Source organism: Streptomyces akebiae (assembly GCF_019599145.1).
Taxonomy (GTDB): Bacteria; Actinomycetota; Actinomycetes; order Streptomycetales; family Streptomycetaceae; genus Streptomyces; species Streptomyces akebiae.
Genome location: NZ_CP080647.1, coordinates 2,610,974 through 2,624,964 on the forward strand (window position 1 = coordinate 2,610,974; position 13,991 = coordinate 2,624,964).

9 protein-coding genes are annotated in these 13,991 nt (G+C 71.8%); all 9 read right to left on the reverse strand.

Annotated features, from left to right (window positions below; genetic code table 11):
• Positions 1-25: 25 nt before the first annotated feature.
• The 9 genes from K1J60_RS11255 to K1J60_RS11295 all read right to left on the reverse strand — a co-directional run bounded on the left by K1J60_RS11255 (position 26) and on the right by K1J60_RS11295 (position 13,848).
• Positions 26-2,629: a polynucleotide kinase-phosphatase gene (locus tag K1J60_RS11255; RefSeq protein WP_259407677.1), complete on the reverse strand. Its 2,604-nt coding sequence runs from the start codon at positions 2,627-2,629 to the stop codon at positions 26-28.
• Positions 2,626-4,155 (reverse strand): 3' terminal RNA ribose 2'-O-methyltransferase Hen1, encoded by a 1,530-nt coding sequence (locus K1J60_RS11260; protein WP_220646104.1) that lies wholly within the window; start codon positions 4,153-4,155, stop codon positions 2,626-2,628. The genes K1J60_RS11255 and K1J60_RS11260 overlap by 4 nt, the downstream gene beginning before the upstream one ends.
• A 128-nt stretch (positions 4,156-4,283) precedes the next feature.
• Positions 4,284-7,142, reverse strand: coding sequence for an esterase-like activity of phytase family protein (locus tag K1J60_RS11265; RefSeq protein ID WP_220646105.1), 2,859 nt, complete (start codon positions 7,140-7,142; stop codon positions 4,284-4,286).
• A 110-nt stretch (positions 7,143-7,252) separates the two neighbouring features.
• Positions 7,253-8,188, reverse strand: a complete 936-nt coding sequence (locus tag K1J60_RS11270; protein ID WP_220646106.1) for an ABC transporter permease — start codon at positions 8,186-8,188, stop codon at positions 7,253-7,255.
• The gene (locus K1J60_RS11275; RefSeq protein ID WP_259407678.1) at positions 8,185-9,339 is read right to left on the reverse strand and encodes an ABC transporter permease; all 1,155 of its coding nucleotides are present in this window, start codon (positions 9,337-9,339) and stop codon (positions 8,185-8,187) included. The genes K1J60_RS11270 and K1J60_RS11275 overlap by 4 nt, the downstream gene beginning before the upstream one ends.
• Positions 9,336-10,940 (reverse strand): ABC transporter ATP-binding protein, encoded by a 1,605-nt coding sequence (locus K1J60_RS11280; RefSeq protein ID WP_220646107.1) that lies wholly within the window; start codon positions 10,938-10,940, stop codon positions 9,336-9,338. The genes K1J60_RS11275 and K1J60_RS11280 overlap by 4 nt, the downstream gene beginning before the upstream one ends.
• A gap of 29 nt (positions 10,941-10,969) precedes the next feature.
• A complete protein-coding gene (locus K1J60_RS11285) occupies positions 10,970-12,064 on the reverse strand; it encodes a BMP family lipoprotein (RefSeq protein ID WP_220646108.1) in 1,095 nt (364 codons plus the stop codon).
• A 117-nt stretch (positions 12,065-12,181) separates the two neighbouring features.
• Positions 12,182-13,102, reverse strand: coding sequence for a purine-nucleoside phosphorylase (locus K1J60_RS11290; protein WP_259407679.1), 921 nt, complete (start codon positions 13,100-13,102; stop codon positions 12,182-12,184).
• The gene (locus K1J60_RS11295; protein ID WP_220646109.1) at positions 13,099-13,848 is read right to left on the reverse strand and encodes a glutamine amidotransferase; all 750 of its coding nucleotides are present in this window, start codon (positions 13,846-13,848) and stop codon (positions 13,099-13,101) included. The genes K1J60_RS11290 and K1J60_RS11295 overlap by 4 nt, the downstream gene beginning before the upstream one ends.
• Between the last annotated feature and the right edge of the window lie 143 nt (positions 13,849-13,991).

The window sequence follows — 13,991 nt, forward strand, 5'->3', positions numbered from 1 at the left end:
GGGCCGTCCGTGGCGGGCGTCGGTCTCACAGCCGGGGGTCGACCGGCTCCGACTCCAGGGCCAGTACCCCGAACACCGCCTCGTGCACCCGCCACAGCGGCTCCCCCTCGGCGAGCCGGTCCAGCGCCTCCAGGCCCAGGGCGTACTCGCGCAGGGCGAGGGACCGCTTGTGGTTGAGGAAACGCCCGCGCAGCCGGGCGAGGTTCTCCGGGCGGGTGTACTCCGGGCCGTAGATGATCCGCAGGTACTCCCGGCCCCGGCACTTGATGCCCGGCTGGACCAGCCGTCCCCGGCCGTCGCGCACGAGCGCCCCGACCGGTTTGACGACCATGCCCTCGCCGCCCCGGCCCGTCATCTCCAGCCACCAGTCGACGCCCGCCCGCACCGAGGCCTCGTCCCCGGTGTCGACGAAGAGGCGCCGGGTGGTCTGCAGCAGGCCGCTGACGTCGTACTCCACGAGCCGGTCGAGGAGGGCCAACTGCTCGTCGTGCGGGAGCGCGGCCAGGCTGCGGCCCTGCACGGCGAGGATCTGGAACGGGGCGAGCCGGACGCCGTCCAGCCCCTCGGTGGGCCAGCAGTAGCGCCGGTACGCCTCGGTGAACGCGGCCGCGTCGGTGGCCCGCTCACGCTGCCTGCCCAGCAGGTCACCCACGTCGACGCCGCGTGCCGCCGCGCCCTCCAGGGCGGTCAGCGCACCCGGGAACACCGCGCCGGAGGCGGCGCCGACGGCCGCGTACTGGGTGCGCAGCAGCCCGGACGCCTTCAGCGACCAGGGCATCAGCTCGGCGTCCAGCAGCAGCCAGTCGGTGTCGAGTTCGTCCCAGAGCCCAGCCGCCGTGACGGCTTCGCGGATCCGGCCGAGGACCAGCTCGGTGCGCGCCTCGTCGTCGAAGAACGGGCGGCCGGTACGGGTGTAGAGGGAGCCGGTGAGCCCTCCCCCGAAGCGGGCGCGGGCCGCGTCCGCGTCACGGCAGACCAGGACGACCGCCCGCGAACCCATGTGCTTCTCCTCGCACACGACCCGCGCGACACCGTCCTCCTTGTACTGCGCGAACGCCTCCGCCGGGTGCTCCAGGTAGCCGTCGACGCGCGAGGTCGCGGTCGGGGCCATGGTCGGGGGCAGGTACGGCAGCACACGCGGGTCGACCGCGAAGCGGCTCATGACCTCCAGGGCGGCGGCCGCGTTCTCCTCGCGGACCGACACCCGGCCCGCGTGCCGGGTCTCGATGACCCGGCGGCCGCGCACGTCCGCCAGGTCCAGCGGCCGGCCCTCGTGTCCGCCGGGCGCCTCGGTGGCCAGCGGCCTGGCCGGCTCGTACCAGACCTTCTCCGCCGGGACCTCCACGAGTTCGCGCTCCGGCCAGCGCAGCGCGGTGAGCTTGCCGCCGAAGACGGCGCCCGTGTCGAGGCAGATGGTGTTGTTCAGCCAGGTTGCGGTGGGCACCGGGGTGTGGCCGTAGACCACCGCAGCGCGCCCCCGGTAGTCCTCCGCCCACGGGTAGCGCACCGGCAGTCCGAACTCGTCGGTCTCGCCCGTGGTGTCGCCGTACAGGGCGTGGCTGCGGACCCGGCCGGAGGTGCGGCCGTGGTACTTCTCCGGCAGACCGGCGTGGCAGACGACCAGCTTCCCGCCGTCGAGGACGTAGTGGCTGACGAGCCCGTCGATGAACTGCCGCACCTCCTGCTTGAACTCCTCGCTCTCGTCCTCCATCTGCGCGATGGTCTCGGCGAGCCCGTGGGTGTGCTGGACGTTGCGGCCCTTGAGGTAACGGCCGTACTTGTTCTCGTGGTTGCCGGGCACACAGAGCGCGTTGCCGGAGCCGACCATCGACATCACGCGGCGCAGCACGGCCGGGCTGTCCGGGCCCCGGTCGACCAGGTCACCGACGAAGACAGCCGTACGGCCCTCCGGGTGGACGCCGTCGACGTAGCCCAACGTGCCGAGCAGCGTCTCCAGTTCACTCGCGCAGCCGTGGATGTCGCCGACGATGTCGAACGGGCCGGTGAGGTGGGTGAGGTCGTTGAAGCGCTTCTCGGTCACGACCGTGGCGTTGTCGACCTCCTCGACCCCGCGCAGCACGTGCACCTTGCGGAAGCCCTCGCGCTCCAGTTGCCTGAGGGAGCGGCGGAGTTCCCGGGTGTGGCGCTGGATGACACGACGCGGCATGTCGGCGCGGTCGGTGCGGGCCGCGTTGCGCTGGGCGCAGACCTCCTCCGGTACGTCGAGCACGACGGCGATCGGCAGCACGTCGTGCTTGCGTGCCAGTTCGATCAGCTGCCTGCGGGACTCCTGCTGCACGCTGGTCGCGTCGACGACGGTACGGCGGCCGGCCGCGAGGCGCTTGCCCGCGATGTAGTGGAGCACGTCGAAGGCGTCCTTCGTCGCGCTCTGGTCGTTCTCGTCGTCCGAGACGAGGCCCCGGCAGAAGTCGGACGAGATGATCTCGGTGGGCTTGAAGTGGCGCCGGGCGAACGTGGACTTGCCCGAGCCGGAGGCGCCGATCAGCACCACGAGGGAGAGGTCGGTGACGGGCAGGGTGCGCCCCTTCGCGGTGCGCTCCGTGCGCTCGGTGCGCTCGGTGCGCTCGGTGCTTTCCGTGCTTTCCGTGCTTTCGGTCGTCTCGCTCATGCTGCCTTCGCCTCCTTCTCGCCCTTGCCGTTCTCGCCGCTCTCGCCGTTGTTGTCGTTCCTGTTGTTCCCGTCGTCCGTGGTCCTGACGGTGAACACGCCCATCTGGGTGGGTGGGCCGACCTCCGGGTCGTCGGGGCCGACGGGGACGAACTCGACGTCGTAGCCGTGCCGTTCGGCGACCGTGGCCGCCCAGGTCCGGAACTCCTCACGGGTCCACTCGAAGCGGTGGTCCCCGTGACGGGCGTGGCCGGCGGGCAGGGTCTCCCACCGGACGTTGTACTCGACGTTCGGAGTGGTCACGAGGACGGTGCGAGGGCGGGCCGAGCCGAACACCGCGTACTCCAGGGCCGGGAGCCGGGGCAGGTCGAGGTGTTCGACGACCTCGCAGAGCACGGCGGCGTCGTACCCCTTGAGGCGCTTGTCGGTGTAGGAGAGGGAGCTCTGGAAGAGCTGGACGCGCGAGGCCTGGCGCTCGCCCATCCGGTCGAGCTTGAGGCGGCGGGAGGCGATGGTGAGCGCGCGCATCGACACGTCCGTACCGACGATCTCGGTGAAGCGGGCGTCCTTGAGCAGCGCCTGCAGCAACTGGCCCTGGCCGCAGCCCAGGTCGAGGACGCGGGCGGCCCCGGCTTCCTTGAGGGCGGCGATGATCGCGTCCCGGCGCTGCACGGCGAGCGGGGTCGGCTTCTCCTCGGCCTCGTCGTCCACGGGCTCCTCGACGGCGTTGTCGATGTCCTCGACCTCGCTGTCGTCGGCCTCGGCCAGCCGTACGAGTTCCAGGCGCTCCATGGCCTGCCGGGTCAGCGACCAGCGGCGGGACAGATAGCGGCTGGTGATCAGCTTGTGCTCCGGGTGGGCCGGGAGCCAGCCCTCGCCCGCCCGCAGCAGCTTGTCGACCTCGTCGGACGACACCCAGTAGTGCTTGGCGTCGTCGAGGACCGGCAGCAGGACGTAGAGGTGACGCAGCGCCTCGGCGAGCGTCAGCGACTCCGACTCCAGGACGAGCCGTACGTAGCGGGATGCGCCCCACTCGGGGAACTGGGCGTCCAGCGGCACCGCCTCGGCGGTGACGGTCCAGCCGAGCGGCGCGAAGAGCTTGACGACGAGGTCGGACCCGCCGCGGGCGGGCAGCGCCGGTATCTCGACGCGCAGCGGGCGGACCTGCTCCGGGAGCTCGGGGCGGGCCTTGCACTGGCCGCGCACGGCGCTGGAGAAGACGTCGTTCAGCGCGACGGCGAGCAGCGAGGAGGCCGCGTACGGGCGGTCGTTGACGTACTGGGCGAGCGCCGCGTCCGGGGCGCCGCCGCGGCCCTTGCCCTTGCCCCGTCGGACCAGTGCCACCGCGTCCACCTCCAACAACAGCGCGGCCGTGCACCGCTCGACGTCCGCCTCCGGGTAGAGGACGTGCGCCTTGCCGTAGGAGGTGGTGAACGCCTGCGCCTTGTCGGGATGCTTGTGCAGCAGGAAACCGAGATCGGTCGCGGGGCGCTCTGGGGTACCGGTGGTACTGATCGTCAGGAACACGGTGGAGTGGCCTCATGGTGGGTGTCTGATGGACGCCCAACGTACAGCGAAGGATCGGGGCCCACTCAGGCATTTTCGCCACGTCGTGGCCACGGCCGGGCCCCGCGGCCACGACGTGGGTACGGACGTCAGGGCAGTTCGGTGACCCGGTCGGTGCCCGGTGGGGCGACGGGACTCCTCGCGGTGAGGTAGTCGGTGAGGGCGGTGATGTCGTCGCCGCCGCCGACCGTGTTGCCGCCCTCGGCGAAGGTGGTGAAGCCGTCGCCGCCCGCCGCGAGGAAGGTGTTGGCGGTCACCCGGTAGGTGGCGTCCGGGTCCAGGGTCTCGCCGTCGAGCTCGATCGACGAGGGGTCGACGCGGTCGCCGACCGGGGCGCTGCGGGAGTACGAGTAGGTCAGGCCCTTGGAGACACCCAGCATCAGGGTGGGCGCGCGGGTCCCGGAGTCGTCGAACTGTTCCTCCAGGATCTTCTCGATCTGCGCTCCGGTGAGGTCCACCGACACCAGGGACCCGGCGAAGGGCTGGACGGCGAAGGCCTCGGCGTAGGTGATCTCGCCGGGTGCCTCGCCGCCCGTCGAGGTGGCGTGGGTGAGATCGGCCCGTACGCCACCGGGGTTCATCAACGCGATCTGCGCCCCGCCCCGTTCGGGTGCCGATGTCGCCGCCAGCTGGGCGTCGGCGACGAGGTTGGCGAGGTCCGACTCGGCGTCGCGGGTCTCGGAGCGGGTGATGTCGGCGGTGACGCTGCCGACGACCCGGTTGGCGAGCGGCGCGGAGAGTGCCTTCCACTTGTCGATGACGGCGCTCTGGTCCGCGTCCTTGGTGCCGGTGCGGGTGACCAGGTGGTTCATGGCGGCGACCTGCTCGCGTACGACGTCGCCGGTGCGGCGGTCCACCGGGAGGCGCGTCTCGGTGACGACGCGGCCGAAGGAGGAGGCCGAGGTGACCGTGCGCGGGTTGCCGGCGGGGTCGGGGAGGGAGCAGATGTAGGGCTGGTGGGTGTGGCCGGTGACGACGGCGTCGATGGCCGGGTCCAGGTGCTCGGCGATGTCGACGATCGGACCGGAGATGCCGTCGCACTGCCCGTAGGAGCCGGCCTGGACGCCGCCCTCGTGGAGCAGGACCACGATCGCCTCGACGCCCTGGCGGCGCAGCGCGCGGGCGGCGGCGTCGGCGGTCTCGACCTCGTCGGTGAAGCGCACGGACGTGATGCCGGACTGGCCGGTGACCGCGGGGGTGCCCTCCAGGGTCATGCCGATGAAGCCGATCCTGACGCCGTCGACCTCCTTGACCCAGGTGGGCGCGAGGAGCGGCTCGCCGGTGGTGCGGTCGAGGACGTTGGCGGCGAGCCAGGGGAATGCGGAGCCGTCGTACGGCTCGTCCTCGATGTAGCAGCCGTCCTCGGGGTGGCAGCCGCCGTGCTGGATGCGCAGCAGTTCCCCGGTGCCCTCGTCGAACTCGTGGTTGCCGACGCCGGTGACGTCCAGGCGCAGTTTCTCCATGGCCTCGACGGTCGGTTCGTCGTGGAAGAGGCCGGAGAGGAAGGGGCTGGCGCCGATGATGTCGCCCGCGGCGACGGTCAGGGAGGCGTCGGTGCCCTCACGGAGCTGTCCGAGCCGGGTCGCCAGGTACTCGGAGCCGCCGACCGGGGTGGACTTCGGGTCCAGCTTGGAGCCGAGGGTGGCGTCGCGGCCCGTGGGCGGCTCCAGGTTGCCGTGGAAGTCGTTGAAGGAGAGCAGTTGGACGTCGACGGTGTCCGGCTGCTTCGGGGTGGCGGGGGCGCCGCCGGCCAGGGTGCCGGGGCGCAGCGACAGCAGGTGGAACTTGGTGACGCTGCCGTTGAAGCCGAAGTTGTCGTCGGCGACGAGGACGAGGGTGCGGGAGCCGTCGGGGAGGGTCGGGCCCCAGGTGATGCCCTCGACGTTGTCGGCGTCCGTGCCGGAGAGGGTGAAGTCGTAGAGCAGCTTCTTCGGCATGGGTCGCTCCGTGCCGGACAGTTTCTGCTCGCCGTGTACGTCCGTCGCGCCGCGTGTGGTGGTCCAGTAGAGGCGGATCGCGAAGCCCACGCCGGAGGCGAAGGAGCGCTCGACGGTGAGGTAGTCGGTCCTGTTGATCGCGAGGATCTCCGAGACACCCCGGTCCGCCGCGTAGGTGCCGACGGGGGCCGGCAGCGGGGCGGTGGGCGCGGCGGATATCGGGTCGACCTCGTAGACGTGTTCGGCCTCGGGCTTGCCGGTGCGGCGGTCCATGACCAGCAGGCGTGAGGGGCTCTTCGCGGTCAGTCCGGCCGCCGGGCCGTCCTGGACGAGCGCGTTCTCGGTGATCGTGACGGCCTTGCGGCCGTCCGGGGAGAGGGTCAGCCCCTCCAGGGCCTGGTTGTTGCGGACACCGGCGGTGAGGGTGCCCGACTCCGCGCGGACGGGGGCGTACGCCTTCGGCAGCGGCAGTTCGCGTACGTGCGCGCCGGACGCGGACGTCTCGCGGACGAAGGCCGGCTGCCCGGAGGCGGAGGCACCCTCGCTGGTCCACAGCAGGCCCTTGCCACCGGGGTTCCAGCGGATGGCCTCCGGGTCGACGGCCTTGGCGGCGAAGGGATCGCCGGAGGTGTCGTCGAGGACGGTCAGGGCGTCCAGGGTGGGCTTGTCCTCGGCGAACTTCTGTCCGCTGAGGGGCAGTCGGAGTGTGTAGAAGCGTGCCTTGCCGTTCTCCGAGCGGTCGTCGCTGAGGGCGGCGTACGTGTGGGTCTTCGGGTCGTAGTCGATGCCGGACAGGCCGCCGAAGGGCATACCGAGTCCGGTCGTTCCGGCGGGGACGGTGAGCGTGTCGAGGAGGGTCACACCGTTCTGGGTCTTCCGGGGGCCGCCCGGTGCGGGGGCGGCGTCCGCCGCGAAGCCTCCGGCGTAGGCGAGGCCGCCGAGGAGGGCGGCGGCCGTGAGGCCGGCGAGCGCGACGGGTCTGCGGCGCGCCCGCTGTCGGTGTCGGGGCATGGGTGGGTCCCTTCCGGGTGGGGTGAGGGTGGTCTTCCGGGCAGGCCGGAGCAACGGACCGCTCGACCGTCTTGCGCACACGGTCGGCCGAACCTTGGGGAGGGGTGGGATCAGAGCGAGGCCGGAGCCACCTCGCCCGCGCCCCGCCGCTTCCTGCGCCACGCGTACAGCGCGAGGGCGACGAGCGTCATGGCGTACGGGATGGTCGACACCAGCTGCGGTGGTACGTCGAGGGTGCCGAGTTGTACCGCCAGGGCCTCGGCGGCGCCGAAGCCGAGGGCGGCGAGGAAGACGCCCCAGGGGCGCAGGCCGCCGAGGAAGACCGCGGCGAGGGCGATGAAGCCGCGGCCGGCGGTCATGTCCCGGACGAAGAAGGAGACGTACCCCATGCTGAGGAACACCCCGGCGAGGCCGGCCAGCGCGCCACTGAGGGCGAGGCCGGCGTACTGGACGCGCCGCACCGCGATGCCGACCGAGGCGGCGGCGTCCGGCATCTCGCCGACCGCGCGGAGGTGGAAGCCGAAGCGGGTGCGGTAGAAGAGCCAGGCGACGAAGGGGGCCGCGAGGAAGGCCAGCCAGGTCAGGATGTTCTGGCCGCTCAGCACGTCCCCCACCACCGGGATGTCCTCGATGCCCGGCAGGGTGACCGTGGGAAGCGTTCCGCTCTTCAGGCCGGACGTGCCGCCCTTGTCGCCGAGGAGGGTGAAGACGGCGTAGGCGGTGGCGCCGGACGCGAGCAGGTTGAGGCCGATGCCCGCGATGATCGCGTCGGCGCCCAGTTCGAGCCGGAGCGCGGCGAGGAGGAGGCCGAGGAGGACGGCCACCGTCACGCCGGCGAGGGCGCCGGCCGCGACCGATCCGCTGTAGCCGGCGACGAGCGCGCCCGTGCAGGCGGCGCTCAGCATCTGGCCCTCCAGGGCGATGTTGCTGATGCCGGCGCGTTCGGCGACGAGTCCGCCCATGGCGGCGAGCAGGTAGGGGGTCGCCACGCGCAGCACGGCCGCGAGGAAGGCGCTGCTGAGGACGACGTCGAGGACGGAGTTCATCGGGTGCCCGCCTTCCCGTGCGCGGCGCCCGCCTGCTCTCGCGAGGTGTCGGCCTGCCTGCGTGCGAGGCGGCGTTTGAGGAGGTCCGGGAGGGCCTGGGCGGTGACCAGCAGGACGATGACCGCCTGGATCACGACGACGATCTCCGTGCCCACGTCCGTCTGCTGTTCCATGATGTCTCCCCCGGCACGCAGGTAGGAGTAGAAGAGGCCGGCGACCACGACGACCAGCGGGTTGTTCCGGGCGAGCAGCGCCACCACGATCCCCTCGAAGGCGAGGCTCCCGGCGAGCCCGGGTTCGAGGCGCCCGTACACGCCCTGCACGAGATGTGCTCCGGCCAGGCCCGCGACGGCCCCGCCGATGACGAAGCTCCACTCGATGGCGCGGGGCACCCGGATGCCGCCGTACTCGGCGAAGTGCGGATTGGATCCGGTCATCCGGATGCGGTAGCCGAGCGGGGTGCGGGTGATGAGCAGCCACAGGGCGACGGCGGTGAGCAGCATCACCAGGAAGCCGACGTTGGCGCGGCCGAGGGGAATGCCGAGCCATTCGCTGAGCGGGGTGAGGGCTGAGTCCGGCTGGATGCGCTCCGAGTGGACGGCGCTGCTGCCGGACTCCTTCAACGGGCCGTTCACCAGGTAGTCGTAGACGCGGACGACGATGGCGTTGAGCATCAGCGTCGCGACGATCTCGTTGGCGCCGAGCCGTGCCTTCATCGACCCGGGTACGAAGCCCATGCCGGCCCCTGCCGCCGCCGCGGCGACCAGCGGGACGATCACGGCGGCGACGGGCGGCAGCGGCAGGAAGATCGCGACCGTGGCCGCCGCCAGGGCGCCCGCGTACAGCTGGCTCTCGGCGCCCAGGCTGATCTGCCGGGCCCGGAAGGGAATGGCCACCGACAGACCGAGCAGGGTGAGCGTGGTCGCGTCCTCCAGCCAGCGGCCGACGCGGAAGGAGCGTTCCAACGGGCCGGTGAGCAGGGCCTCGTAGGCGGCGACCGGGTCCTTGCCGGTGGCGAGCATCACGAGGAAGCCGATGACGAGGGCGGCCAGGATGGTCGCCAGGGTCATGCTGAGGTCGACGACGAGGCCGCGGCGCCGGGTGGTCCGGTACTCCCTGCGGTCCTCGCTCTCGATGAGGGTGCTGGTCACGAGGCCGCCGCCTTCCCCGAGTCGCCGGAACCGTCGTCGTCCAACCCGGTTCTCAACCGTTCCCGTGCGTGGTGCTCGACGCCGAGCATGTAGAGGCCGACCCGCTTCTCCGTGAGGTCCCTCGTGTCGTCGAAGCGGCCGACGAGCCGGCCGTCCCTGAGGACGAGCAACCGGTCGGAGAGGGCGAGGAGTTCGGTGAGGTCGGCGGAGATGAGGAGGACCGCGGCGCCCCCGTCGCGGGCGGCGACCAGCCGCTCGTACATGAAGCGCATGGCGCCGATGTCCACGCCGCGCGTGACCTGGGAGGCGATCAGAAGCCTCGGTCCGGCCGAGAGTTCGCGGGCGACGACGACCTTCTGCATGTTGCCGCCGGACAGTGCGCGCACCGGGACGGACGGGTCGGGGGTGCGGATCGCGTAGTCCTGGACGAGTCGCTCGGCGTGGGCGCGCACGGCTGCCGGGCGCAGCACGCCGCGGCGGGCGAGGGGCGGGCGGTCGTGCCGGTCGACGACGAGGTTGTCGGCGATGGACTCGTCGAGCGCGGCCCCGTCGTGGAGGCGGTCCTCGGGGACGTACCCGATGCCGGCCCGGCGGTGTCCCGCGACGTCCAGCCCGGCGGTGTCGGTGTCGCCGACCCGTACGGTCCCCGTGCTCGGCCGGCGCAACCCGGCGAGGATCTCGGCGAGTTCGGTCTGCCCGTTGCCCTCGATGCCGGCCACGCCGACGATCTCGCCGGCGGCGACATCGAAGTCGAGGCCGTGCAGGGACCGACCGGTCGGGGCGGCGTATCCCAGGTCCCGCACCCGCAGCGTGGTCCCGGCGCGCCGGGCCGGGGCCCGGTCCACGTCGAGGGACATCTCGCGGCCGACCATCATCGCGGCGAGTGCGCGCTCGGAGGTGTCCGCGGTGGCGACGGTCCCGACGAGGGCGCCGGCCCGCATCACGCTCACCCGGTCGCTGATCTCCCGCACCTCGCGCAGCTTGTGGGAGATGAACAGCACGGTCATCCCGCCGTCGCGCAGGCGTCGCACGGCGGCGAAGAGGTCCTCCGTCTCCTGGGGGGTGAGGACGGCGGTGGGCTCGTCCAGGATCAGGGTCCGGGCGCGGCGGTGGAGCGCCTTGAGGATCTCGGCGCGCTGGCGCATGCCGACCGAGACCTCGTCGATGCGGGCCAGTGGGTCGACGGCGAGGCCGGCCTCCTCGGCGAGCCGGGCGGTGGCCTCGACGGCCGCCTTGGCGTCGACCAGACCCCGTCGGCCGGGCTCGACGCCGAGGACGACGTTCTGGGCGACGGTGAAGGACGGCACCAGCATCAGGTTCTGGTGGACCATGCCCACGCCGAGCGCGATCGCGGCTGCCGGGCCGCGCAGGACGCGGGGCCGACCGCCGATCAGGATCTCGCCGGACGTGGGCTGCTCCAGACCGTAGAACAGCTTCATCAGCGTGGACTTGCCGGCGCCGTTCTCGCCGACGACCGCGCGGATCTCGCCGGCCGGTACGTCGAGGTCGACGCCCCGGACCGCGCGGACGCCGTTGGCGTAGGTCTTGGTGACCGCGCGGGTGGCGACGGCGGGCCCGGCCGGGTCCCATGACTCGTTCATCTCAAGGCCGTTCGGGGTGGGTTCGGGGGTCAGAAGGCGCTGGGGACCGTGAGGGAACCGGACTTCACGCGGTCGGCCGCCTCCTGCAGCTCGGTGCGGATCTTCTCCGGCACGATCTCCTGGAAGTGGGTGTCGTCGACGTAACCGACCGCGTCCTCGGCGAGACCGACGCTCTCCACCGCGCCGTACTTCACGGCGTCCTTCTTGTCGTCCTCGGCGGCCTGGTAGAGGGCGTTGCCGACGTTCTTGAGGATCGAGGTGACGACGGTGTTCTTCTGGGCGTTGTCGGTGAGGGTCCGGTACTGGTCGGAGTCGACGCCGAAGGTGTAGCGGCCGGCGTTCGCGGCCGACTCGAAGGTGCCGAGTCCGGAGAGCCCGGCGACCGGCCAGACGAGGGCGGCGCCCTGCCCGTACATCGCGGTGGAGATCTCCTTGCCCTTGGCGGGGTCGCCGAAGGGCTTGTCGCCCCCGACGTACTGGGTGAGGACGTCGGAGTTCTTCCCGCCCGCCGCCTTGAATCCGGCCTTGAATCCGACGATGAAGTCCTCGATGACGGGGATCTTCACGCCTCCGACGACGCCGACCTTGTTCAGGGATTCGGCGCCCTTGAGGGCTTTCTCCGCGACCAGCTTCTCGGCGAGGAATCCGGCCAGATATCCGCCCTCGTTCTGCTTGAACGTCACCGAGTAGACGTTCTCGCACTTGTTGGAACAGCCGTTCTTGCCGGTGTAGTCGACAGCGGAGTCGAACACCCAGAACTTCTTGTCCGGATACTGCGGGGCGAGTTCACCGATGTAGTCGGTGACGTCGAAGGTGCCGGCCGCGAGGATGTCGTAGTCGTCGGCCGCCGCCGCGTCCTCGAATCCCGGCTCCCACTTGGTTCGGTCCTGCCCCAGTTCCACCACCTTCAACTCGTAGTCGAGCTCGCTCTCGGCACGCTTCAGCCCCTCGTACGCGGAGTCGAAGAACGACTTGTCGCCGAGCCCGCCATTGACCACCAATTTGATCCGGGTCTTTCCGGAGGACGCGGCCCCGGAATCGTCCGAGCCCGATCCCCCGCACGCGCTCAGCACGAGCATTCCCGCCACCGCGACAGCGGCTCCCGGTCCGTAACTTCTCATCATCCTCGACCTCCTGATCATTTTCCCTGCTTTCGCTTTCCGCGCTGACAGCGACAGTAAGAAGTGCAAAACGTTTTGGCTACGTCGAACGGTTTCTGTTTGATTTCTTCCAGGGGAATTTCAGCCGTCGGGCAGCAGTGCGGCCGCGGCGATGCGAACGGCCCGGTCGAAACCGGTCTCCCGGTCCGCGGCGGACAGGGCCTCGCCGGTGCGGACGTGGTCCGACACGGTCAGTACGGCGAGCGCCTCGCCGCCCTCCGCCGCGGCCACGGCGTACAGCCCGGCCGCCTCCATCTCGACGGCGAGGGTGCCCCGGCGTTCGAGGGCGTCGAGGACCGCGGGCCGGTCCAGGTAGAAGTGGTCGCTGGAGAACACCGGGCCGATGTGCACGGCCGGGCGTTCCGAGCCGCCGGAGCCGCCACCGGAGCCGCCGCCGGAGCCGGCCCGTCCTCGCGGTGCGTCCGGGCCGTGCCGGTCCTCCCGTTCGACGGTGCCCGCCGCGTCGACGGCCGCGCGCAACGACCGGTAGGACGCGGCGAGGGACAGGGTCACGCCGTCCACCAGGAGGCGGCTGACGCTGGAGTCGGTGTGCGCGGCGGAGGCGATGACGACGTCCCGGAGGGCGACCGAGGTGGACAGCGCGCCCGCCGTGCCGACCCGGACGATCCGCCGGACCCCGTAGTGCCGGAACAACTCCGTCGCGTAGATCGACACCGACGGGATGCCCATGCCGGAGGCGAGCACCGACATCGGCACGCCCCTGTACGTGCCGGTGTAGCCGAGGACGCCGCGCACCTCGGTGACGAGCCGCGCGTCCTCGAGCACCGTCTCGGCGATCCGCCGGGCCCGCCGCGGGTCACCGGGCATCAGCACGAGCGGCGCGAAGTCGCCCGGGGCGGCGGAGATGTGGGGGGTGCCGACGGTCGCGGACGTACCGACGGTCGCGGACGTACCGACGGTCGCGGGAGTGCCGACGGCCCCGGGATCGCCGAGGGCCCCGGGATCGCCGACGGGTTCCGCTGCGGCCTCGGCGGCCGTCACAGCTCCTCCCCCGCGAGCCAGCGGACGAGGCGGTCCCACAGTTCGGGGTAGCCGTCCCATTCCAGGAACGGGGGCGGGGCCCAGTGCGGCGCGACGTCGGAGGTGAAGGCGGCCGAGCGGCCGCTTCCGTGGCCGCCGACCACCAGCAGCGGATGTCCGGCGCACTCGGCGAGCAGCGCGGCGTCCGGTCGTACGGCGACCTCGTTGAGGCCGAGGAGCGCGGGCCAGGTCCGGTCGAGTCCGGAGACGACCGGGTGCGGGCCCACCACCTCGGGGACGGCCCCGGCCGTCAGCTCCACCCGGTCGTCGCGGTCGAGCATCGTCACCGGCAGGGCGGCGGCCAGTGGCGTACGCCCCCAGCGTGCACGGGCGTCGATGCCGCTGAAGGTCAGATAGCCGCCGATCATCAGCACACCTCCGCCACGCTCGACGAAGTCCCGCACCAGCTCCGAGCGGTCGGGCGCGGGCTCGGACCGGTTGAAGGTCTCCGGCGGCAGTTGGAAGCTGTTCGCGCCGACATCGCTGATGACCACGACGTCGAACACGTCGAGGCCGTCGGGGGTGTCCGGGACCCGGGTGGGTATCTCGTGCGCGGGCACGTACGTCACCTCGTGACCGCGTGAGCGCAGCGCGTCGAGGAAGACGCCACCGCCCTCGGTGTACTCGGCGGTGTGGAAGGCGTCGAAGCCCTTCTGATGGACGGTGTACGTGAACCAGGACTCGCCGACGACGAGGACTCTTGGCATGGGCGAACCGCCTTTCTCTCGGGGGGATCGGGAGGTGTTCGGAGCCGTGTCCGGGCACCTCGGGGCACGTCCGGGCACCTCGGGGCACGTCCGGGCGTCTCGGGGCACAGGGACATGACCGCGCGTCGCGGCGACCGTGATCG

Bases quoted from the DNA above. Each gene is read 5' to 3' on its own strand.
- K1J60_RS11280 (WP_220646107.1), bottom strand. From the start codon at position 10,940: ATGAACGAGTCATGGGACCCGGCCGGGCCCGCCGTCGCCACCCGCGCG.
- K1J60_RS11285 (WP_220646108.1), bottom strand. From the start codon at position 12,064: ATGATGAGAAGTTACGGACCGGGAGCCGCTGTCGCGGTGGCGGGAATG.
- K1J60_RS11295 (WP_220646109.1), bottom strand. From the start codon at position 13,848: ATGCCAAGAGTCCTCGTCGTCGGCGAGTCCTGGTTCACGTACACCGTC.
- K1J60_RS11265 (WP_220646105.1), bottom strand. From the start codon at position 7,142: ATGCCCCGACACCGACAGCGGGCGCGCCGCAGACCCGTCGCGCTCGCC.
- K1J60_RS11270 (WP_220646106.1), bottom strand. From the start codon at position 8,188: ATGAACTCCGTCCTCGACGTCGTCCTCAGCAGCGCCTTCCTCGCGGCC.
- K1J60_RS11255 (WP_259407677.1), bottom strand. From the start codon at position 2,629: ATGAGCGAGACGACCGAAAGCACGGAAAGCACGGAAAGCACCGAGCGC.